Annotated in this window: 22 protein-coding genes; 11 read left to right on the top strand and 11 right to left on the bottom strand. The window is 71.6% G+C overall.

Features of this window, described 5'->3' with window-relative positions; genetic code table 11:
- Positions 1–95: 95 nt before the first annotated feature.
- The gene (locus tag BCF44_RS32820) at positions 96–620 is read right to left on the bottom strand and encodes a GNAT family N-acetyltransferase (protein WP_116178309.1); all 525 of its coding nucleotides are present in this window, start codon (positions 618–620) and stop codon (positions 96–98) included.
- Positions 621–650: 30 nt separating this feature from the next.
- On the opposite strand from BCF44_RS32820, the gene BCF44_RS32815 reads away from it, so the two are divergent.
- The 5 genes from BCF44_RS32815 to BCF44_RS32795 all read left to right on the top strand — a co-directional run bounded on the left by BCF44_RS32815 (position 651) and on the right by BCF44_RS32795 (position 5,891).
- Positions 651–1,067: a VOC family protein gene (locus BCF44_RS32815; protein ID WP_170217866.1), complete on the top strand. Its 417-nt coding sequence runs from the start codon at positions 651–653 to the stop codon at positions 1,065–1,067.
- Between the two features lie 10 nt (positions 1,068–1,077).
- Positions 1,078–1,803, top strand: a complete 726-nt coding sequence (locus BCF44_RS32810) for a class I SAM-dependent methyltransferase (RefSeq protein ID WP_116178307.1) — start codon at positions 1,078–1,080, stop codon at positions 1,801–1,803.
- The gene (locus tag BCF44_RS32805) at positions 1,800–3,278 is read left to right on the top strand and encodes a 1,4-alpha-glucan branching protein domain-containing protein (RefSeq protein WP_116178306.1); all 1,479 of its coding nucleotides are present in this window, start codon (positions 1,800–1,802) and stop codon (positions 3,276–3,278) included. The genes BCF44_RS32810 and BCF44_RS32805 overlap by 4 nt, the downstream gene beginning before the upstream one ends.
- A gap of 31 nt (positions 3,279–3,309) precedes the next feature.
- Positions 3,310–4,557, top strand: coding sequence for a S53 family peptidase (locus BCF44_RS32800; RefSeq protein ID WP_211353316.1), 1,248 nt, complete (start codon positions 3,310–3,312; stop codon positions 4,555–4,557).
- Between the two features lie 83 nt (positions 4,558–4,640).
- Positions 4,641–5,891, top strand: a complete 1,251-nt coding sequence (locus tag BCF44_RS32795; protein ID WP_116178305.1) for a glycosyltransferase family 4 protein — start codon at positions 4,641–4,643, stop codon at positions 5,889–5,891.
- A 107-nt stretch (positions 5,892–5,998) separates the two neighbouring features.
- On the opposite strand, the gene BCF44_RS32790 is transcribed toward BCF44_RS32795, so the two are convergent.
- Positions 5,999–6,745: an acyltransferase gene (locus BCF44_RS32790; protein WP_116178304.1), complete on the bottom strand. Its 747-nt coding sequence runs from the start codon at positions 6,743–6,745 to the stop codon at positions 5,999–6,001.
- A 12-nt stretch (positions 6,746–6,757) separates the two neighbouring features.
- Between BCF44_RS32790 and BCF44_RS32785 the strand changes: the two genes are divergently transcribed.
- Positions 6,758–7,693 carry a nucleoside hydrolase gene (locus BCF44_RS32785; protein ID WP_116178303.1) on the top strand — a complete coding sequence of 312 codons (936 nt, stop codon included), beginning with the start codon at positions 6,758–6,760 and terminating at the stop codon, positions 7,691–7,693.
- A 78-nt stretch (positions 7,694–7,771) separates the two neighbouring features.
- Here the strand turns inward: BCF44_RS32785 and BCF44_RS32780 are convergent, their stop codons facing one another.
- The 5 genes from BCF44_RS32780 to BCF44_RS32760 are packed head-to-tail and all read right to left on the bottom strand — an operon-like array spanning position 7,772 to position 12,284.
- Positions 7,772–8,443, bottom strand: coding sequence for a DUF4232 domain-containing protein (locus tag BCF44_RS32780; protein ID WP_147328720.1), 672 nt, complete (start codon positions 8,441–8,443; stop codon positions 7,772–7,774).
- A 60-nt stretch (positions 8,444–8,503) separates the two neighbouring features.
- Positions 8,504–9,676 carry a THUMP-like domain-containing protein gene (locus BCF44_RS32775; protein ID WP_116178301.1) on the bottom strand — a complete coding sequence of 391 codons (1,173 nt, stop codon included), beginning with the start codon at positions 9,674–9,676 and terminating at the stop codon, positions 8,504–8,506.
- Positions 9,666–10,637, bottom strand: coding sequence for a class I SAM-dependent methyltransferase (locus tag BCF44_RS32770; RefSeq protein ID WP_379799173.1), 972 nt, complete (start codon positions 10,635–10,637; stop codon positions 9,666–9,668). The genes BCF44_RS32775 and BCF44_RS32770 overlap by 11 nt, the downstream gene beginning before the upstream one ends.
- Entirely contained in the window at positions 10,627–11,406 is a 780-nt protein-coding gene (locus BCF44_RS32765; RefSeq protein ID WP_116178299.1) for an enoyl-CoA hydratase/isomerase family protein, read from the bottom strand. The genes BCF44_RS32770 and BCF44_RS32765 overlap by 11 nt, the downstream gene beginning before the upstream one ends.
- Positions 11,407–11,459: 53 nt before the next feature.
- A complete protein-coding gene (locus tag BCF44_RS32760) occupies positions 11,460–12,284 on the bottom strand; it encodes an ABC transporter ATP-binding protein (protein ID WP_116178298.1) in 825 nt (274 codons plus the stop codon).
- An 87-nt stretch (positions 12,285–12,371) separates the two neighbouring features.
- On the opposite strand from BCF44_RS32760, the gene glgX reads away from it, so the two are divergent.
- Positions 12,372–14,468 carry a glycogen debranching protein GlgX gene (gene glgX / locus BCF44_RS32755; protein WP_116178297.1) on the top strand — a complete coding sequence of 699 codons (2,097 nt, stop codon included), beginning with the start codon at positions 12,372–12,374 and terminating at the stop codon, positions 14,466–14,468.
- Between the two features lie 138 nt (positions 14,469–14,606).
- Here glgX and BCF44_RS32750 read toward each other — a convergent pair whose 3' ends face one another.
- On the bottom strand, positions 14,607–15,413 hold the full coding sequence (locus BCF44_RS32750; protein ID WP_116178296.1) for a VOC family protein: 807 nt from the start codon (positions 15,411–15,413) through the stop codon (positions 14,607–14,609).
- Entirely contained in the window at positions 15,410–15,937 is a 528-nt protein-coding gene (locus BCF44_RS32745) for an RNA polymerase sigma factor (protein ID WP_116178295.1), read from the bottom strand. The genes BCF44_RS32750 and BCF44_RS32745 overlap by 4 nt, the downstream gene beginning before the upstream one ends.
- A 116-nt stretch (positions 15,938–16,053) precedes the next feature.
- Between BCF44_RS32745 and BCF44_RS32740 the strand changes: the two genes are divergently transcribed.
- From BCF44_RS32740 to BCF44_RS32730, 3 genes are all read left to right on the top strand, one after another.
- Entirely contained in the window at positions 16,054–17,667 is a 1,614-nt protein-coding gene (locus tag BCF44_RS32740; RefSeq protein ID WP_116178294.1) for a hypothetical protein, read from the top strand.
- Between the two features lie 304 nt (positions 17,668–17,971).
- Positions 17,972–18,472 (top strand): cysteine dioxygenase, encoded by a 501-nt coding sequence (locus BCF44_RS32735; protein WP_246015853.1) that lies wholly within the window; start codon positions 17,972–17,974, stop codon positions 18,470–18,472.
- Positions 18,469–18,861 carry a rhodanese-like domain-containing protein gene (locus BCF44_RS32730; RefSeq protein WP_116178292.1) on the top strand — a complete coding sequence of 131 codons (393 nt, stop codon included), beginning with the start codon at positions 18,469–18,471 and terminating at the stop codon, positions 18,859–18,861. The genes BCF44_RS32735 and BCF44_RS32730 overlap by 4 nt, the downstream gene beginning before the upstream one ends.
- Before the next feature lie 2 nt (positions 18,862–18,863).
- Here the strand turns inward: BCF44_RS32730 and BCF44_RS32725 are convergent, their stop codons facing one another.
- Positions 18,864–19,232: a DUF5313 family protein gene (locus BCF44_RS32725; protein WP_116178291.1), complete on the bottom strand. Its 369-nt coding sequence runs from the start codon at positions 19,230–19,232 to the stop codon at positions 18,864–18,866.
- Between the two features lie 70 nt (positions 19,233–19,302).
- Between BCF44_RS32725 and BCF44_RS32720 the strand changes: the two genes are divergently transcribed.
- The gene (locus BCF44_RS32720) at positions 19,303–20,436 is read left to right on the top strand and encodes a hypothetical protein (RefSeq protein WP_147328719.1); all 1,134 of its coding nucleotides are present in this window, start codon (positions 19,303–19,305) and stop codon (positions 20,434–20,436) included.
- Positions 20,437–20,518: 82 nt separating this feature from the next.
- On the opposite strand, the gene BCF44_RS32715 is transcribed toward BCF44_RS32720, so the two are convergent.
- Positions 20,519–21,067, bottom strand: coding sequence for a hypothetical protein (locus BCF44_RS32715; RefSeq protein ID WP_116178289.1), 549 nt, complete (start codon positions 21,065–21,067; stop codon positions 20,519–20,521).
- Positions 21,068–21,109 lie beyond the last annotated feature (42 nt).

The raw sequence follows: 21,109 nt of genomic DNA, 5'->3' as shown, positions 1-21,109 counted from the left end.
AGACCGAATGTCGATTTCGTGCAGAACTGAGACCCGAGGCTCGTAACTGCCTGAAACCGCATTTCGGTGTGTCTGTGAGCGCGACTCGCCGGGGTTCAGGTGGTGACCCAGTAGCGGCGGATGCCGTCGGCGGCGAACTCCAGCTCGCCGCCGTTGGCCTCGATGATCCGCCACGAGCCGCGGTTGTCCTCGTCGCAGGTGATCAGCACGCGGTCGAGGCCCAGTTCACGGGCCTTCGGCAGGGCGGCGGCCAGCATCGCGGTGCCGTGGCCGAGCCGGCGGGCGGTCGGCCGCACGTCGTAGCCGATGTGGCCGCCCTTCTTGCGCAGCGACTCCGTCAGCTCGTGCCGGACGGCGATCCGCCCCAGATAGGTCGTGCCCTCGCACCACCACCAGGTGGTGCCCCGGACCCTGCCCGGCGGCGGCTCGTCGACCGCCTTCGCGCGCAGGTCCGCCGCGAACGCCGCAAACCCTTCGGGCGTCTGCCACCGGGCGTCGCGGATCTCGTCGCCGACCATCGACTGGTCATGCTCCTGTCCACGTCCTTCGGCCTGGAACTCCCCCATCGCCTCGACGAACGAGGCGCGCATCTCGACTCCCGGCAGCACTAGGCGTGGCATGCGCCCCAGTGCAGCAGGATGCTTGTCGCCATGCATCCGAATTCCGACGGCGCGTTCGCCGGCGTGCGACCGAACATGCTGGTCGCGAACGTCGACGCGAGCCTGCGCTTCTACGCCGACGTGCTGGGCTTCCGGATCGGCTGGCGCTGGTCGGACCCCGAGGGCCGGTTCCTCGACGCCGACGAGCCCGGGCCGTCGCAGACCGCGCAGGTCGGGCGGGACAAAGTACTGATCATCTTCACCCAGAAGCCCGGGCCGCACACCACCTGGCTGCACCTCGACGTGAACTCCGCCGCCCAGGTCGACGAGCTGTTCCGGGAGTGGACGGGGCGCGGCGCGGTGATCGCCGAGCCGCCGTCGCTGCGGGCCTGGGGCATGTACGAGATGCGGGTGCACGATCCGGACGGCAACGTGCTCCGCGTGAGCTCCTACCCTACCGACAGGTAGGGTTCGCGGCGTGACAGCCGAGCCGCTGCCCCTGACCGGGGAACGAACCGTCCCGGGCATCCCGGAGGAGAACTACTGGTTCCGCCGGCACGAGGCGGCGTACCTGGCGCTCCGGCGGCACTGCGAGGGCGCGACGGTGCTGGAGGCCGGCTGCGGCGAGGGCTACGGCGCGGATCTGCTGGCGGGGGTCGCGTGCCGGGTGATCGCGCTGGACTACGACCGGTTGACGGCCGAACACGTGCGGCGGGCCTACCCCCGCGTCGGCGTCGTCCGCGGCAACCTGGCGACGCTGCCGTTGGCGGACGCGTCGGTGGACGTGGTGGCGAACCTCCAGGTGATCGAGCACCTGTGGGACCAGCACGGCTTCCTGGTCGAGTGCCGGCGGGTCCTGCGGCCGGGCGGCACGCTGCTGATCACCACGCCGAACCGGATCACCTTCTCCCCGGGACGGGACACCCCGTTGAACCCCTTCCACACCAGGGAACTCGCACCGTCCGAATTGGACTCGCTGCTCACCGGGGCCGGCTTCCGGGTCGAGACGCTCCAGGGCCTGCGACACGGGCCCGGCATCGACGACACGATCATCGACCGGCAGGTCGAGGTGGTGCTGGGCGGCAACGGCTGGCCGGACGACCTGCTGACGGAGGTGAAGGCGGTCGCCGCCGAGGACTTCGTGATCACCGCCGACGACGTGGACGGCAGCCTGGATCTCGTCGCGGTGGCGGTGAAGCCGTGACCGAGGAGGGGACCTTCTGCCTGGTGGTGCACAGCCACCTGCCCTGGCTGGCCCACCACGGGTCCTGGCCGGTCGGCGAGGAATGGCTCCACCAGGCCTGGGCGCACTCCTACCTGCCCGTGGTCGAGCTGCTGGAACGCTATGCGGCGCAAGGAAAGCGGGACGTCCTGACGTTGGGCGTGACGCCGGTCCTGGCGGCCCAGCTGGACGATCCCTACTGCCTGCGGGCGTTCCACGACTGGCTCGGCAACTGGCAGCTGCGCGCCGACTTCGCGGCGACGCGCTGGACGGACCCGCTGTTGAAGGATCTGGCGGCGAGCGAGCACCGGGCGTCGGCGAAGGCGTTGAACACCTTCGAAACCCAGTGGCGGCATGGGTTCTCGCCGGTGCTGCGACGGCTCGTGGACGGCGGCGTGATCGAACTGCTCGGCGGCCCGGCCACACATCCCTTCCAGCCCTTGCTGGACGACCGGATCCGGCGGTTCGCGCTGAACACCGGACTCGCCGACACCGAGCACCGCATCGGCACGCGCCCGCAGGGCATCTGGGCTCCGGAGTGCGGTTATTCCCCCGGCATGGAACGCGATTACGCCGCCGCCGGCGTGCAACGGTTCCTCGTGGACGGTCCGGCCCTGCACGGCGACACCGCCGCCGCGCACACCGTCGGCGACAGCGACGTGGTCTGCTTCGGCCGCGACCTCGAAGTCACGTACCGGGTGTGGTCGCCGAAGGCCGGCTACCCGGGCGATCCCGCCTACCGCGACTTCCACACCTACGACCACCCGTCCGGCCTGAAGCCCTCGCGGGTCACCGGAAAGCACGTGCCGCCGGAGCAGAAACGGCCGTACGAGCCGGAATTGGCCGCCGTCGCGGTGCAGCGGCACGCCGCCGACTTCGTTGACACGGTGGTGCGCCGGTTGCGGTCGCTGCCGAAGCCGGGGCTTGTCGTCGCCGCGTACGACACCGAGTTGTTCGGGCACTGGTGGCACGAGGGCCCGGCCTGGCTGGACGCCGTGCTGACGGCGTTACCCGAGGCCGGCGTGCGGGTGACCACGCTGCGCGGCGCGCTGGAGGCCGGTCACCTGGGCGGACCGGTCGACCTGCCGGCGTCGTCCTGGGGTTCCGGCAAGGACTGGCGGGTCTGGGACGGCGAGCAGGTGGCGGACATGGTCGCCGACAACGCGAAACTCCAGCGCGCACTGCTGGAAACCCTTCGCCCCACGGATGTCCGCGATCCCGCCGCCGACCAGATGGTGCGGGAGGCGCTGCTGGCGCTGTCCAGCGACTGGGCGTTCATGGTCACCAAGGACTCGGCGGCCGACTACGCCCGGCACCGCGCGTCCGTCCACGCCGGGCGATTTTCCCACCTGGCGGACCTCATCCGGATCGGCGCCACCGAGAAAGCCCTGGACGTAGCGGGCGAACTGCGCAAACACGACGGGCTGTTCGGAACTCTAGACGCAAGAGGGTGTTGACGCGCGGATCCCGCCACTACGGTGGCGGCCCGTGTCCAAGTCCACACGTTCGGTGCTGGCCGCTGCGCTGATCGCGGCCACCCTGCCCGCCACCGGGGCGGTCGCGGCCGCCACGCCCATGACCCCGTTCCGGCACAGCGCCGTGCAGCCGACGCCGCTGCCGACCGACCAGTGCCTCACCCAGTTGCAGAAGCACTGCTACTCGCCGGCCCAGCTGCGGGCCGCGTACGACGTGAACTCCTTGTATGCCAAGGGGATCACCGGCAAGGGCCGGACGATCGTGATCGTCGACTCGTTCGGCTCGCCGACCATCCAGCACGACCTGGAGGTGTTCGACCGGCAGTTCGGGCTGCCCGACACCCAGGTCGAGGTGTTCAAGTGGGGCGAGGTGCCGCCCTTCGACCCGACCAACGACGACCAGAGCGGCTGGGCCGGCGAGAGCACGCTTGACGTCGAGGCCGCGCACGCGATCGCCCCCGGCGCGAAAATCGTGCTGGTCGAGACCGGCGTATCCGAGACTGAGGGCCCGGTCGGCGTGCCCGAGATGATGAGCGCCGTCAACCACCTCGTCGACGCCGGCGAGGGCGACGTCGTGTCGATGAGCTGGGGCACCGGCGAGCGACACTTCCCCGGCTACGAGGTCGGCGACTACACCTCGCTGACCACGCTGCGGTACGCCTTCCAGAACGCCGCCAAGCACGGCGTGACGCTCACCGCCAGCTCCGGCGACGGTGGCGGCGCACAGGCCGGTAGCGGCGGCTTCTGGCCGTCGTCCGATCCGCTCGTCACCGCGATCGGCGGCACCCACCTCGACCTCGACAACGCCGGCCAGCGGCTGGCCGCCGACAGCGCGTGGACCGGCAGCGGCGGCTACGTGTCGCAGGTGTTCGACCGCCCCGCGTACCAGAACTCCGTGCGCTCCGTCGTCGGCGCCAAGCGCGGCACCCCCGACATCAGCATGGACGCCGACCCCGACGGCGGCCTGTGGATCTACTCCAGCTACGACCCGAAGGCGCCCGGCTGGTGGCTCGGCGGCGGCACCAGCCAGTCCTCGCCGCTGTTCGCCGGCGTGGTGGCGCTGGCCGACCAGGCGGTCGGACACCGGCTCGGCCAGATCGACAACGACATCTACCGGCTCAACGCCCAGCATGCCCGCGGCCTGGTCGACGTGACCACCGGGCGGACCGGCGCCAACGGCTACCCGGCGGTTCCCGGCTACGACCACGCCACCGGCGTCGGCACCGTCGACGTGGCGAGGTTCGTGTCCGAACTGCACTAGAACACGTTCTAAATCGAGGTTTCCGGCCGACCGGGGCTACCGCCGAGTAGCCCCGGTCCCGGGCATGGCAGGATCACCAGGTCATGCGGATCCTGATGCTGTCCTGGGAGTACCCGCCGGTCGTGGTCGGCGGGCTGGGCCGGCACGTGCACGCGCTGGCCCGCAAGCTCGGCGAGCAGGGCCACGAGGTGGTGGTGCTGTGCCGGCAGCCGACGGGCAGCGACGCCACCACCAACCCGACCTCGGACTTCGCCTCCGACGGGGTGCGGGTGATCAGGATCGCCGAGGACCCGCCGCACCTGGTGTTCGAGCGCGATCTCGTGGCGTGGACGCTGGCGATGGGTCACGGCATGATCCGCGAGGGCCTGCGGCTGCTGCGCGGCTGGCAGCCGGACGTCGTGCACGCCCACGACTGGCTGGTGACGCACCCGGCCGTCGCACTCAGCGAGGCGGCGGAGGTGCCGCTGGTCGCGACCATCCACGCGACCGAGGCCGGCCGGCACAGCGGCTGGCTGTCGCAGCCGCTGAACCAGCAGGTGCATTCGGTGGAGTGGTGGCTGGCCAACCGGGCCGACAGCCTGATCACGTGCTCGGCGGCGATGCGGGCCGAGGTGACGCACCTGTTCGATGTGGACCCGGACACGATCACCGTGCTGCACAACGGGATCGAGCCGCGGCGCTGGCGGGTGCGCCCCGCCGAGGTCTCCGCGGCGCGGGAGCGCCATGGCACGCCCAACGCCCCGCTGCTGCTGTTCTTCGGACGCCTGGAGTGGGAGAAGGGCGTTCAGGACCTGATCGCCGGCCTGGCCCGGATCCGGCGCAGCCATCCCGGGACGCGGCTGGTGGTGGCCGGCACCGGCAGCCACGCCCAGTGGCTGGCCGACCAGGCCCGTAAGCACCGGGTGCTGCGGGCCGTGGAGTTCGCCGGGCACCTGTCCGACCGCGAGCTGGCCGCCACGCTGTCGGCCGCCGACGCCGTCGTGCTGCCCAGCCGCTACGAGCCGTTCGGCATCGTCGCCCTGGAGGCCGCCGCCGCCGGCACGCCGTTGGTGGCGTCGACCGCCGGCGGTCTCGGCGAGGTCGTCGTGGACGGCAAGACCGGCTCGTCCTTCGCGCCGGCCGATGTGGACGGACTGACCGCCGCGGTTCGGGGCGTACTCGACGACCCCGCCGCCGCCCAACGCCGCGCCCGCGCCGCCAAGGCCCGCCTCGGCACCGATTTCGACTGGGGCCGCATCGCCGCCGGCACCGTCGAGGTCTACCGGCAGGCCGTGATACGTGACCACGGCGTCCTCGGCCGCCCCAAGATCGCCACCGGCAACGCCTTCACCTAACCCCCGCGAGTCGCGCTCTGGGGCACACCGAATGCAGGTTTCGGGCACACGGTCAGGTGTGCCCCAGACTTACATTCGGTGTGCCTGACAGCGCGACTCGCGGGGGTTCAGCTGTCGGTTAGGGCTTGTTTCAGGGCCTCGTCGGCCTTGCGGGCCATGTCCGCCACCGCCGCCCGGCGCTCGGCGTCGGCCTCGTAGTCGGCACGGCGGTCGCGCACCACCCGGGCGGGGGTGCCGACGGCGATGGAGTAGTCGCCGATGTCGCCGCGGGCGACGGCGTGCGCACCCAGCACACAGCCGCGGCCGATCCGGGTGCCGCGCAGCACGGTCGTCTTCACGCCCAGCCAGCAGTCCGGCCCGATCCGCACGGGCGTCTTGACGATGCCCTGGTCCTTGATCGGCAGGTTGATGTCGGCGACCACGTGGTCGAAGTCGCAGACGTACACCCAGTCGGCGACCAGCGTCGCCGCGCCGATCTCGACGTCCAGGTAGCAGTTGACGGTGTTGTCCTTGCCGAACACGACCTTGTCGCCGATCCGCAGCGAGCCCTCGTGGCAGCGGATGGAGTTGCCGTCGCCGATGTGCACCCAGCGGCCGACCTCCAGCCGGCCGTAGCCGGGCCGGCAGTGCAGTTCCACGTTCCGGCCGAGGAACACCATGCCGCGCAGCACCACGTGCGGGTTGGCCAGCCGGAACTTGAACAGCCGCCAGTACCGCACCAGGTACCACGGCGTGTACGCCCGGTTGCGGAGCATCCAGCGCAGCGACGCCATGGTGAGGAAACGCGCCTGCTCGGGGTCGCGGCGGCGGGCCCGGCGCCGTGACGCCAGCGAGGCGCCCCACATGCTCGTCATAGGCTGCACCTTATGACGCCGCTGATCATCGACACCGACCCAGGCATCGACGACGCCTTCGCCATCGCGCTGGCGGCCGGCAGCCCCGAGGTCGACCTGCTGGCGGTGACCACCGTCTTCGGCAACGTGGCGCTGTCGAACACCACCTCCAACGCGCTGCGGCTGCTGGAGCTGTGCGGTCGCTCGGACGTGCCGGTGGCGGCCGGCGCCGACCGGCCGCTGGTGCACCCCACCCCGCACCGCGCGAGCGAGGTGCACGGCAACGACGGCCTCTCCGGCGCGGCCGACACGCTGCCGCTGGCCAGCCACGACGTGGACGGCCGGCACGCCGTCGAGCTGATGGCCGACCTGCTGCGCGCCGCCACCGAGCCGGTGACCATCGCGCCCATCGGCCCGATGACCAACGTCGCGCTGCTGCTGGCGGTGCACCCCGAGCTGAAGCCGAAGATCGGTCGGATCGTGGCGATGGGCGGCAGCGCCAAGGGCGGCAACACGACCGCCGCCGCCGAGTTCAACGTCTGGAGCGACCCTGAGGCCGCGCACCGGGTGCTGGCCGAGGAGGACGTTCCGACGGTGCTCGTGCCGCTCGACCTGACCCACCGCTGCGCCGTGGGCGCCGGCCGGCTCGACCGCCTCGCGGCCGGCGGCGCGGTCGGCCGGGGCCTGACCACGCTGACCCCGTCCTACCGGGCCACCTACCAGCGCCAGCTCGGCCTCGACGGCATGGTTCTGCACGACGCCATCGCGCTGGCCGAGGCCATCTCCCCCGGCATCCTGCGCACCGAGTCGTGCCCGGTCGAGGTCGACTGCTCGCACGGCCCCGGCCGCGGCGCGACGATCGTCGACCGCCGGCGGAACAGCCCGTCGCCGCGGCGGCGGGTCGAGGTGGCCTTCGACGCCGACGTCGACGACCTCAGCGAGTTCGTGCTCAGCCGCATCGTCTCCTGATCCCCCCTTGATGCCACATGCGCTTCCCAGTTGTCATGTGGTGACAACTGGGAAGCGCATGTGGCGAAAAAGAGGGAGTTACTGGGCGTTCGCGCCGGCGACCACGGGCTTGATCTGGAGCGGCGTCTGGTTGGGGATGTGCTGCGAGCAGCCCTGCACGTCGCCGGTCAGCGGCACGAAGAGGGCGGCGGTGTTGTTCGGCGGGTACACCCGCAGGCCGCGCACCGCGACCGGCTTGCACTGGGCCGGGTCGTAGACGCCGACGTTGGCGATGCTCAGCGCGGCCGACGCGGCCTGGCCGGGCTGGAGCGTGACGGTGGGCGTGGCGGCCGAGACGCGGGTCGCCGGGTCGCCGACCTGGTGGCCGTCGTCACCGGCCACAAAGGACACACCGGGGTAGGCGGCGATGGTGCACGGCTTGGCGCCGGCGTTGGTGAACACGATCGGGATGAACGAGTGCCCCGCACCCGCGTTGCCGCCGCCGGCGGTGACCTTGAGGTTGGCGGACACGCACTGGCCGTTGCCCGCGCTCGCGCCGCCGGAGCCGTCGCCGCCCGCGCCGGTCGCGGTGTTGACGCCGGAGTCGGCCGGTGCCGAGCTGGCGGTGGTCGTGCTGGCCGCGGTGGTCGAGGACGCCGTGGTCGACGTGTCGGACGAGGCATTGTTGGTTGCCGGGCTGCCACACGCCGCGGTGAGCAGGCCCACCGCCATCACGCCCGCGATCGCCGCGATACCCAAAGACCTGGACATGGACTTCGCCTCCAGTCGCACTCAGCGTTGCGAGTACCCGATCAGAGGACGTGTGACACCTCAGGTGGTTGCGCGCGCCCGGCAGAGCACGGCGGTAGGGGTGTGACCGATCCTCGTGAGCACGACCGTCGCCTCGGCGTCGCCGGCGAGCTTCAATCGGGGACGCAGCGTGTTCGGGTCCACGTTAAGCCCTCGGACCAGGATCTCCAGTCGCCCGATCCGGTGGCGTCGCAGCACCGCGCGCAGCGCCTTCTCACTGTAGTGGCCGTGCTCGATCACCTGGAAGGCCCGGATTCCCGGCGGCGGTGTTTCACCCGTCAAGTAGGCGATGTGCGGGTCGAGCTGAGCCAAACCGTGCCGGGCCGCGTAGTGGCGCACGAGACCGGCTCGCACCACCGCCCCGTCCGGGTCCACGATCCAGGCGCCCACGGCCGCGACCGGGCAGTCGTCCGGCTCGTCGGAGGCGATCGTCCACTCGGGACCGTTCGTGCGCAGAACCGTTGCCCTTCTGGACACTCCGGCCAGCGAGCCGGTCCACAGGCACGCCTCGCGCACCTGCCCGTCCAGCGACACGAGCTCGATCTCGTCGGCCCAGGGCGCCGAGTCGAAGTCCATGCCCGGCGAGCACTTCACGGCGAGATCCCGGCCGCGGTAGGCGTCGACGAGATCGTCCAGCGGCGGCACGAGATCGGCGGCGCGCCACTTGCGCTGGCCGGCGGTGTCCCGCCGCGCCGGATCGGCGACGACGACCGTGTCCGCAGTGGACGGTCGAAGCGCGTCCGCGCGGACCAGAAGCGGATCGACGCCGGCGACGGAAGCGTTGTGACGCGCCATCTTCAGCCGGATCATGTCCACATCGGACCCGACGCACCGGTTCGCGACCTTGGCCACCACGGTCAGGTCGGCGCCGATCGAGCACGTCACGTCGTGCACGTCACGACCGCCGAGTCGGCGGGCCCGATGCTCGGCGACGGGAGACGGCGTCGCCTGCTGCAAGGCGGCGTCGGTGAACAGCCAATCGTCCGATGAGGACAGTTTGGCCACGGCTTTTCGGCGCAGCACGGCCGTTTCCAACACCGCCGCGGCGAAGTCCGGCACGATCCGGCGGGCCGCCGCGACGTCGGCCAGGCGCGACTTGTCGGTCAGCGGCAGCGCGCCGACCTCGGCCAGCGCCGCCCGGCCCGCCGCCGACGTCAGGAAGTCGACGTCGGCGGCGGAGAACTCATACCCCACCCGGCTTGGTCCCGGTCACCAGGACGTTGTAGAACAGCTCGCGCGGCATCACCTTGGACAGCAGGTTCTCGTCCAGCCACGACAGCCGCTGCCAGGTCTTGTAGGCGAACATCGCCCAGCCCCAGCCCAGCTTCTCGCGCGGCACGGCCGCCTCGAAGGTGCGCACCGGCCAGCCGAACAGCGCCGCCGACAGCTCCTCGGTGACCGCCTTGACGTTGCGCGCGCCGGCGGCGCGGGCGGTCCGCTCCAGCTCGGCCGGGTCGAACGTGTGGATGTCGACGACGGCCTCCAGGGCCGCCGCGCGCGAGGACTCGTCCAGTTCCTCCTGCGAACGCCGCCACGAGTTCAGCGGCGCCAGCTTGGTCACGTTGGTGGTCAGCCACCAGGTGGCCTGGCCCAGCTTGCGGGCGTAGAAGTCGCCGATCTTGGTCGGCTCGCCGGCGAACACGAACCGCCCGCCCGGCTTGAGCACCCGCAGCACCTCGGCCATCGCCGCCTGCACGTCCGGGATGTGGTGCAGCACCGCGTGCCCGACGACCAGGTCGAACGTGTTGTCGTCGTACGGGATGCGCTCCGCGTCGGCGACCCGGCCGTCCACGTCCAGGCCCAGGTTCTCGGCGTTGCGCAGCGCCACCCGCACCATGCCCGGCGACAGGTCGGTCACCGAGCCCTTCTTGGCCACCCCGCCCTGCATGAGGTTGAGCAGGAAGAAGCCGGTGCCGCTGCCCAGCTCCAGCGCCCGCCCGTACGGCCAGCCGCGGTCGCCGGCGACCATGCGGAACCGGTCGGTGGCGTAGTCGATGCAGCGCTGGTCGTAGGAGATGGACCACTTCTCGTCGTAGGTGCCCGCCTCCCAGTCGTGGTAGAGCACGTTGGCCAGCTTGGGGTCGTCCCAGGCGGCCTGCACCTGTGCCTCGGTGGCGTGCGGGTTGGGGGCAGGGTCCTGCACGTCACTTGCCACTGAACTTCGCCTTTCCCGGACCGTTCTCGATGAACGACTGCATGCCGGCCTGCTGGTCGTCGGTCGCGAACAGGGCCGCGAACAGGTGGCTCTCCAGCTTCAGGCCGCTGGCCAGGTCGCCGTCGAGGCCGCCGTCGATGGCCGCCTTGGCCGCCGCGAGCGCCCGGGTCGGGCCCTCGGCGAACTGGCCGGCCCAGCGCCTGGCCGCCTCGTACACGTCGTCGGGCGCCACGACCTCGTCCACCATGCCGATGGCCAGCGCCTCGTCGGCCGCCACGAACCGGCCGGTGTAGATGAGGTCCTTGGCCCGGCTCGGGCCGATCAGCCGGGCCAGCCGCTGGGTGCCGCCCATGCCGGGGATGATGCCGAGCAGGATCTCGGGCTGGCCGACCTTGGCGTTGTCGCCGGCGATCCGCCGGTCGCAGCACAGGGCCAGCTCGAAGCCGCCGCCCAGGGCGTAGCCGGTGATCGCGGCGACCGTCGGCTTGGGGATCTCGGCCACCGCGCCGACCGCGGAGGACAGCTGCTGGGCGCGGCCCGCCATCTCGGCGTAGGAGAGCGTGGCCATCTCCTTGATGTCCGCGCCGGCGGCGAACACCTTCTGCCCGCCGTAGACGATCACCGCGCGCACGTCGTCGCGCCGGGTCGCCTCCGCCGACGCGGCCCGGATCTCCTCCTGGACCTGCATGTTCAGCGCGTTCATCGGCGGCCGCTCCAGGCGGATGGTGCCGATCCCGCCGTCCACCTCTAGCCGGACGAACTCAGCCATCTGTCCTCCTCAGACATCCAGGCCTCGCAGGCTACCGCCCGGTAGCGAACGGATCAGGCGCTCGTCCGCCGACGAGCGAAGAACCGCTGGTCAGCCCGGTCAAGCTCAAGATCCTGACCGAAGGTGGCGGACAGGTTCGCAGCGGTGATGACGTCGTCGATCAGGCCCTGCGCCACGATGCCGCCCTCGCGCAGCAGCATCGCGTGCGTGAAACCGGGCGGGATCTCCTCCACGTGGTGCGTGACCAGCACCATCGCCGGCGCGTCCGGGTCCAGCGCGAACTCCGAGAGCCGGGCCACCAGGTCCTCGCGGCCGCCCAGGTCCAGGCCGGCCGCCGGCTCGTCGAGCAGCAGCATCTCCGGGTCGGTCATCAGCGCCCGGGAGATCAGGGTGCGCTTGCGCTCGCCCTCGGACAGGGTGCCGAACATGCGCTCGGCCAGGTGCTTGATGCCCAGCGCGGCCAGCAGCTCCTCGGCCCGCCCGGTGTCCACGGTGTCGTACTGCTCGCGCCAGCGCCCGATCACGCCGTAGCCGGCGCTGACCACGACGTCCAGCACCTTCTCCTCGGGCGGCACCCGGCCGGCCAGCGCGGCCGAGCAGACGCCGATACGGGGCCGCAGCTCGAACACGTCGGTGCGGCCCAGCTTCTCCCCGAGCACGTGCACCGTGCCCGTGGTCGGGTGCATCTCGGCGCCGGCCAGCCGGAGCAGGGTGGTCTTGCCGGCCCCGTTCGGGCCCAGCACCACCCACCGCTCGTCCAGCTCGACGCGCCAGTCGATGCCGCGCACCAGGGTGGTCCTGCCGCGCCGCACGCTGACCTTCTCCATCGCCACGACGAGATCGACATCCGCACTGATCGGCTCGGTCACGAGTCCCATTGTTCCTAACCCTCCGGACGTGGCCTGGCACCGGGGCACCGGGTCGGGGAAGATCGCGACGTGGTTGCCAACCCTGCGCCGGACCCGATGATGCTGGCCGGCCGTCCCTTTCCGCTCGGGTCGCACCCCGAGGCCGGTGGGGTGCGGTTCGCCGTCGCCTCCTCAACGGCCGAGGCGGTGGAGGTCTGCTTACTCGACAACGGGTCGGAAAGGCGCGTTGAGCTGACGGAACGCACCTTCGGGGTGTGGCACGGCGTGGTCCGCGGCGTGCTGCCCGGCCAGCAGTACGGCTATCGGGTGCACGGGCCGTACGACCCGTCACGTGGTCTTCGCCACAATCCGGCGAAGCTGCTCGTCGACCCGTATGCGAAACGCATCACTGGGGATCTCACCAATCTCGAGGCCGCGCTCGGCTACGTCGACAACCCGATGACCGGGCCGGCCTCCACCGTGGACTCGCTGGGCAGCGTGCCGCTGTCGGTGGTGACCTCGCCGGGCGGGCCGGCGACCGGCGTGAAGCCGGAGGTCCCGTTCGAGGAGTCGGTGTTCTACGAGCTGCACGTCAAGGGCTTCACCAAGCGGCACCCGGACGTGCCCGAGCCGCTGCGCGGCACCTACCTGGGGCTGGCCCATCCCGCCGCGGTCGAGCACCTGGTGCGGCTGGGCGTGACCGCCGTCGAGCTGATGCCCGTGCACACCTTCGTGGACGAGCCGTCGCTGATCACAGCCGGTCGCCACAACTACTGGGGGTATTCGCCGCTGGGGTTCTTCGCCCCGTACGCCGGTTACGCCAGCGAGCCCGGCCGGGAGGTCGAGGAGTTCCGGACCATGGTGGCGTCGCTGCACGCGGCCGGCATCGAGGTCATCGTCGACGTGGTGTTCAACCACACCTGCGAGTCCGGTTTCGAGGGTCCGACGCTGTGTTTCCGGGGTCTGGACGCCCCGGCGTACTACGCGCACGGCGACGGCGGCCGGGGCCTGGACATCACCGGTTGCGGAAACACCCTGGACGCCGGGTCGCCGACCGTCGTGCGGCTGGTGACCGATTCGCTCCGGTACTGGGCCGGTGAGCTCGGCGTCGACGGCTTCCGGTTCGACCTCGCGTCCGTGCTGGGCCGTCCCGGCGCCGGGCAGTTCGACCCGAACGCCGCGCTGCTGACCGCCATCGCCTGCGACCCGCTGCTGGCCAGTTGCAAGCTCATCGCCGAGCCGTGGGACGCCACCGGCGACGGCTACCGGGTCGGCGCTTTCGGCGTGCAGTGGGCCGAGTGGAACGGCCGGTACCGCGACACGGTGCGTGATTTCTGGCGTGGGGCGGTAGGAGTGCGGGATCTCGCCTACCGGCTGACCGGGTCCAGCGACCTGTACGCCGACGACGGTCGGCGACCGTGGGCGTCGATCAACTTCATCACCGCGCACGACGGTTTCACCCTGCGCGACATGGTTTCGTACAACGACAAGCACAACGAGGCCAACGGCGAGGAGAACCGGGACGGCAGCAACGACAACCGGTCGTGGAACTGCGGCGCCGAGGGGGAGACCACCGATCCCGAGGTGCTCGCGCTGCGCGCGCGGCAGGCCCGCAACCTCATGTCCTCGCTGCTGCTGTCCATGGGCACGCCGCTGCTGACCGCCGGCGACGAGATGTGGCGGACGCAGGACGGCGACAACAACGCGTACAACCAGGACAACGAGATGTCCTGGATGAACTGGGCGCTGGACGCCGCCGGCGCCGAGCTGCTCGCCTTCGTCCAACGGGTCGTGGCGATCCGCGCCGCCTCCCCCGCCCTGCGGCAGCCGCAGTTCTTCGACGGCCGCATCACGCCCAGCGGCGAGCCCGACCTCGTGTGGCTGCGGCCCGACGGCGCCGAGATGGCCGAGACCGACTGGTTCGACGACGACCGCCGGACGCTCGGCGTGTGGATCGACGGGGCGAACTGCTTGTCCCGTACCAAATCCGGCGAGTTGGTGTCGGACCACTCGTGGCTCATCGTGCTCCACGCCGGCGGCGATCCGTGCGACTTCACGCTGCCGCGGGCCGAGTTCGGGCCGACGTTCGAGCCGATGCTGGACAGCGGCACGCCGGATGGCACCCCCGCCGACCAGACGCCCTTGTCGTCGGGGACGTCCATCGAGCTAGCGGGCCGCACCACCCTGCTGCTGCGGGTGCCTCGGGCGAACTGACGGCGCGAATTCCATCCCCCGCCCTATCCCTGGGGGGCGGCCCCGGGTCCAGCCTACCGTCGCCGAGCGGATGTCGATCTTGGCGACGGTAGGCCTGTGGACAACCTCCCCGAAGTCCACGCCCTGTGGACAAACGCGTCAGAGCTGTCCCAAGTAGAACCCCAGCCCCTGGTCGTCGACGCAGTCGGAGGTGATCCCGTACGGCATCTGCTCGGGATCGGTGGCCGTCCCACCGGCGGCCCGCACCCGAGCGACGGCGGCAACGACGTCGTCCACCGCGTACATCGGCAGCACCGCCGCCTCGGCGTGACCGCCCTGCATGCCGAAACCCGGGTAGGGCCCCTGGACCTGCCAGCCGTCCTCGACACGGCCCGGCGTGAACGTCCACCCGAACACGGAACCGTAGAACTCCCGCGCCGACAGCGAATCCCGCACGTGCATGGTCAGATACACGATCTCCCCCTGCGCGAACGTCTCCGACCGCGCACCGGGCTCGGCGTGGTGCAGGGCGAACGGCAGCCCCTGGTTGTCGACGCACATGGCGCTGAGCCCGTAAGGCTCCTCCACGGCATCGCCGGCGGTCCCACCGGCGGCCCGCACCCGCTCCATGGCGGCGTCCATGTCGGCGACGGAGTGGCTGAGGAATGTGGTCCGCCGAGGATCGGTCCACAGCCCGAGGTGTTGGCCGAGGCCGACGACGCGGCGGCCGTCGTCGGAAACGTTCCAGCCGAGGACGGTGCGGTAGAAGGCGGCGGCGCGGGCGCTGTCGGGCGACCAGACTGACGCGTAGACGACGTCGCCCTGGGCGATGGTGGTGGGCATGGCTCCTCCAGACATGGGACGAACGAAGGCGGCCTCGAGCAGGGCACGCAGGCTTGCGGCGAACCGTGGGTCCGGGTCCACGGGGATCACGGGCTCGAGCAGGTCCTCGAACGGGTCGGTCATCGGGTGCCCTCCTCTCGGCGCTGGTAGTGGGCACGGAAGGCGCCGCGGGCCCGGACGAGCAGCGCCTCGGTGGCGTGCACGGTCCGGTCCAGACAGCGCGCCACCTCGGGCACGGGCAGCCCGTCGAGGTAGCGAAGGGTGAGCGCCGACCGGTGCTGCGCGGACAGTTCGGCGAGCACGTCGTGGGCGAGCAGCGCGTCCAGCCGCTCATCCCACGGGTCCTCGGGCTCGGCGGCGAGCCCGCCGAGCACGCGCAGCCCGCGGCGCTCGCGTTCGGCGCGCCTCCAGTGGTCGACGAGTTTGTGCCGGGCGACTCCGATGAGCCAACTAGTGCCGACCTCGGTGACCTTGCCGCGCCGGCAGGAGTCCATGGCCGCGAGGAACACCTCGGTGGTCAGGTCCTCCGCCACGGCGCGCTGGCCGCAGCGGGCCAGCAGGTAGCCGTAGACCTGGGGCAGCGCCTGTTCGTACAGGTCGAGCAGGGCGAGCCCCGGGTCCGGCCGCACCCCGGACGGTTGGTTCATAACGACTCATCGTTCCGGGCGGCCGAACTCCGACGGGGAAAAACCACTCTTCACGGGGAGCGATCGTTCGAGCACGGCCAGCGCACAGCTCTGGTGACCTCTGACACGATGACGGCATGCAGCAGCCTTGGGGCACCGATCCCGAGCTCCGCGACCACCTGGTGTGGCAGTTCGTGGAGTGGGCCGGCCAGCGCGCCGACACGGTCGTGCACGTCGAGGACGCCATCACGGCCCTGGACTGGAGCAGCCTCGGCCCCAGCGCGGGCGCCTTCCGCTGGACGGCGTCCGACGTGGACCGGTTCCTGCTGGAGTACCTGCCGGAGAGGCTGGCGCTGCCGGCGACGGTGTGCGCGAACGGGGCCCTGACGCTGGGCCCGCTCCTGCACTTCCTGGCCCGCGCCGGGATGTTGTCTCCGGACAGCGACCTTCCGGAGGAGATCGAGGAACGGTGCGAGGAGGTCTGGGAGGCGGCGGAGCACCGCGCGTCCTACGACGTGGCGGCCAAGGCGCTGTTCCAGCACGTCCGCGGCGGCGAGGAGCTGACGTTCGCGGAGCAGGTGTCCCGGGTGCGCACCATGCCGGCGGACGAGGTGAAGCGGGTGCTGGACGGCGTCGAGCGGCGCGCGGTGGGTCCGCTGCGGCTGCCGAACGAGCGTGAGCAGGCGTTCGCCGCGGAGCGGGCGCCAGTGTTCGTGACGTTCGCGCAGCTGCGGCAGGCGTGCGGTGAGGACGGCATTGAGCTCGTCGACAAGGGCCAGCTGCCCGAGAACGTCGCGATGCAGCTGGGCATGGGCGGGTCGGAGCTGGCGTGGGCGCTCGCGGCGGGCGCGGTGCGCCGGTTCAAGGGCCGGCTGGTGCGGGTGGCGGCGTGGCAGAAGCTGGAGCGGTATCCGCTGAACGTGATCCGCAAGGCGTTCGCGGCCCAGACCAGAGTGCCGCGCCGGAGCCTGGCGCAGCTGAGCATTGAGCTGGTGCGGGCGGCGGTCGCGCGGCGCTCGGTGGACCTGGCGGAGTTGCCGGCGCCGGGTGAGGTAGTCGACTTCCTGATGGACTGCGGCCTGATGTTCGCGCTGGGCGGCGAGGCGCGGCTGACGGCATGCGGGATGCCGATCCTCGTCGACCTGGCCGAGGAGAACGGGCTGCTGGTACGAGTGCTGCCGCCGCCGCAGTGGGCGAACGTCGACGAGCTGATCGCCGCGATCGCGGCGGCCGGCGACGAGTGGGCCGACGACGTCCGCGAGTGGAGCCTGGAGCAGCCCGAGCGGCACACCGCGCGGATCCTGATCAGCCGCATCGCGACCCCCGACCGGCCGACCGCGCACGTGATGGTGGCGATCCAGGCGTGCGGCGACGTCTTCGGCGACCGACAGACGGTGCCGCCGGTGCGCCTGCTGCTGGGCGGCCCGCACGACGGCCCGGCGCTGCTGTGGCTGCTGCGGCACAAGGCGTTGGACGAGGGCGACGTGCCGGCGGTCCGCATCGCCGACGCCAACGTCGCGGAGCTGGCGGGCCTGCTGGATTCCGGGGGCGTGCAGCGAGTGCTGGACGCCGTCGCCGACCACGGCGACACCGCCCGGACCGTGGAGTTCCTGAACCTCGTGTGGCGATCGGATCATCCCCGCACCTGTGAGGTGCTCTTGGTCATCGCCGAGCACTACGGCGACGACACGGTCGCCGCCCACGCCCAGAAACTCGCCGAACGCCACCGCGGCTGGCACACCCGCGGCTGACCAACCCCCGCGAGTCGCGCCCACAGACACCACGAATGTAAGCCTCAGGCAGACCCCGGGGATTTGTCGGTGTCCGAGGTGATTTCAGCCAGTGGAAGTTGGTGCGGCGCCAGTCGCGGGCGTGCGAACATCGGTTCATGATCCGGCCGAGGACGACATGGTGCGACCTGGTGGTCGACCTCGTGCGCGTCGCGTCCTGCGGGTGTACCCGCACGCGACGCGGCTGCTGATCGCTCCCACCGCGAGCCCGCCGGCCCGTCGCGTCCGCGTTTGCCGTCCCGACGCCGCGACCGCAGGAGTTGCCGTGACCCTCGCCATCGACCTCGACGTCCACCCCGATCTGGATCTGCCGCTGCTGCGCGACCTGATCCAGCCGGAGCGTCCGCTGTGGACGCCGTCCCAGCTCCGCGACCTGACCCGCACGGTCGCCACCGAGCTGACCACCCCGCTGCTGCAGGTGCTCCAGTTCGACCAGCAGCAGCGCTGGTGGGCCCGCCTGGCGCTGACCGGCGGCGTGGAGCTGTGGCTGCTGTCCTGGCTGCCCGGTCAGGGCACGGAGCCGCACGACCACGGCGGCGCCGCCGGCTCGTTCACGGTGCTCAAGGGCCGGCTCAACGAGGACTACCGCTACCCGGGCGGCCCGATCCGGACGATGCGCCGCGATCTGGGCGACGCGGTTGGGTTCAGCGGCGGGCGGGCACACCAGGTGCGTAACGTCGGTGACAGCCCGGCGGCGAGCGTGCACGCCTACTCGCCGCCGCTGCTGCCGACCCGCGAGTACGCCAGCCTGGAGGACGTGAAGTGACCGTCGACGAGTACCTCGATCAGGCGCGGGCCGAGCTGGACCGGGTGCCCCCGGCCGAGGCGAGCCGCCTCCAGGCCGAGGGCGCGCTGCTGGTGGACATCCGGCCGATCGAGAACCGCCGGGCCGAGGGCGAGATCCCGGGCTCGGTGCCGGTGGAGCGCATCCACCTGGAGTGGCGGCTCGATCCGAAGAGCGATCACCGGCTGCCCGAGGTGGACAGCGCGACTCGGGTGATCGTGCTCTGCAACGAGGGCTACGCGTCGAGTCTCGCGGCGCGGGATCTGCACCGGCTGGGCCTGACCACCGCGACCGACCTGGTCGGCGGCTTCCGCGCCTGGGCGGCGGCGGGCCTGCCCGTGGTCGAGGGCGGCCGGCCGGCGGTGCCGTAGGACTACTCCGGACGGTCCTCTTCGGAGAACCGGTTGTCCCGGATGGTGCTGCCGTACGCCGGCGGATAGCCGTACTTGCGCAGCCTGGCGTCGTTGGCCTCGGAGGCGTAACTGAGCGAGTAGTACAGGCCGACGATCAGCCCCAGCGCGAGCGCCATCAGGATGATGTAGAGCGGGCCGCCGAACTGGGACAGCACCAGGAACAGGATCGCCAGCGGGACCAGCAGCCGCAGGAACGTGCGCAGCAGGTGGCGGACCAGCCAGGTCTTGCTGATCACGTCGCCGAGCACCCATTCCCGGTAGGTCTGCGGCAGCCGTCCGCCGAGCGAGTACCAGAGCCACAGGGCCGGGTTCGGTCGCTTCGCCGCCATGGCGTGCACTTTAGGCCTGTTCGACCCGTCGGATGGAACCGCCCGGTTCGGGGTAGCGTCTGTAGATTTCGTGTCCCCTGTACGCGCCTGGACGGTGTTGGCCGTCGCCTCGGTGATCGTCGTCGCCGCGCTGGAGCGCGCGCCGGGGTCGATCCTGCTGGCGCTGCCGGGCCTGGTCGTAGGGGCGCTGATCGGCCTGGCCGCGCTCCAGCTGGGCGTGCTTGCCGGCGGCCTGGCCCTGGGCCCGAGGATCCCTCGCATCGTGATCGGCGTGGGCGCTCGACTGCACGACTGGTCGACACCCGGCCGGACGATCACGCTACGGGCCGTGCCGATCATGCTGTCGGTGACCGTCGGTCCGGGCAGGGCGCCGGTCCGCCCCCGGATCTGGGGCACGTATCTGGTGTCGGCGATCCTCGGCATAGCGGTCACGGCTGTCCTGATCGCCGTGGAGTCGGGACCGTTCTGGCTGGGCGGCGCGGTCGGCTGCGCCGCCGCGGTCGTCCTCGCGCTGGTGCCCCGCCGGGACGCGGCGGTGACCTCGACCGGCTGGGTGCTGTTCCGGTACCTGCGGCTGGATCCGCGCGAGGCGGCCGAGATCGATGCCGCCCCGCTGGTCGCCGCGGTGACGAAGGCGGTGCAGGCCGGCGACCTGCCGGCCGCGCGGGCGGCCTGCGAGGCGTTGGAGCAGCTCCAGCCCGACAAGCAGTCATCGGCGATGGCGCGGGTGATCGTGCTGGAGGCGCACGGCCGCTACGCCGAGGCCATGCAGCTGGTGCTGGGCATGCTGGCCGAGCCGGGGCTGCCGCAGCGCGACTTCGCGCTGATCACCGCCGGCCTGGCCGGGCTGGCGGCGGCCGCGGTGGAGGCCGGGCAGCTGGAGCCGGAGCTGGGCCTGGGCTGGGCGGAGCGGGCGATCACCGACGCGGAGCAACTGGCCTACCCCTCGTACAAGCTGAACGGCGCCAAGGCGCTGGTGGAGGTGTTGCGCGGCAACGTGTCCAAGGCGATCACGCTGGCCAACTCGGCGATCGCGCTGGGCAACGACGCGCTGGGCCGGGCCGACGACCTGGCCACGCTGGCGCGCGCGCACATGGCCGCCGGCGACAACGCCACCGCCCGCCTGACGCTCGTCGAGGCCGAGCGAATCGCCCCCTGGTGGCCCCGGGTCGCCCAGATCCGCGCCCGCCTGGACGTCTCCTAGCGGCCCCGAACGCACCTGAGTGGCTCACCCGGCTTGTGGAGCCAAGTGAGCCACTCAGGTGGCCGTCAACCGCGGGCGTCGATCAGGTGCCGGGCAGTCCCGGCGGGGCCGGCGGGGCCGGCAGGCCGCCGGGCGGCGTCGGCAGGCCGCCGGGCACCGGCAGCTTGATCGGCAGGCAGTTGTCGTTGTTGAACTTGGTGATCGCCGCGCCGATGGCGGTCGTCGCAGTGGTGATGCCGGTCGGGTCCGGCGGCGTCTTGAGAACGGCGGCCAGCAGGCCGAACAACGCGGCGCCCATGCCCTGCAAGTCGTTCAGGCAGGCCTGCGGGTCCTGGAGCCGCGACGGCGCGGCCGACAACTGGAGGCAGCCGGCCTTCTGCAACGCGACCAATTCATTGATCATGTCGCCGATGATTCCCTGCGCCTTGGCGGTGTCGGGTGGCGTCACGGTGATCGCGGCCATGAATTGGTTCATCGACGAGGCCAACGCCTTGACTTCGGGGGTGTCGGCGGTGCACGCGGCCCGGGCGGACGGCGCCGCGGCGGGCCGGGACACGGCGGCGCCGGCGATGCCCGTCGAGGCGGCGACCAGCGCCAGTGCCGGCACGATGACCAGCAGTTTCCTGAGCATGAATGAGTCCTCTCCTGCTTTCCTCCAACCAGGAGAACGCGA

Source organism: Kutzneria buriramensis (assembly GCF_003387475.1).
Taxonomy (GTDB): domain Bacteria; phylum Actinomycetota; class Actinomycetes; order Mycobacteriales; family Pseudonocardiaceae; genus Kutzneria; species Kutzneria buriramensis.
The sequence above is the reverse complement of the archived record's forward strand: the minus strand, read 5'-3'. Positions and strand labels throughout refer to the sequence as shown.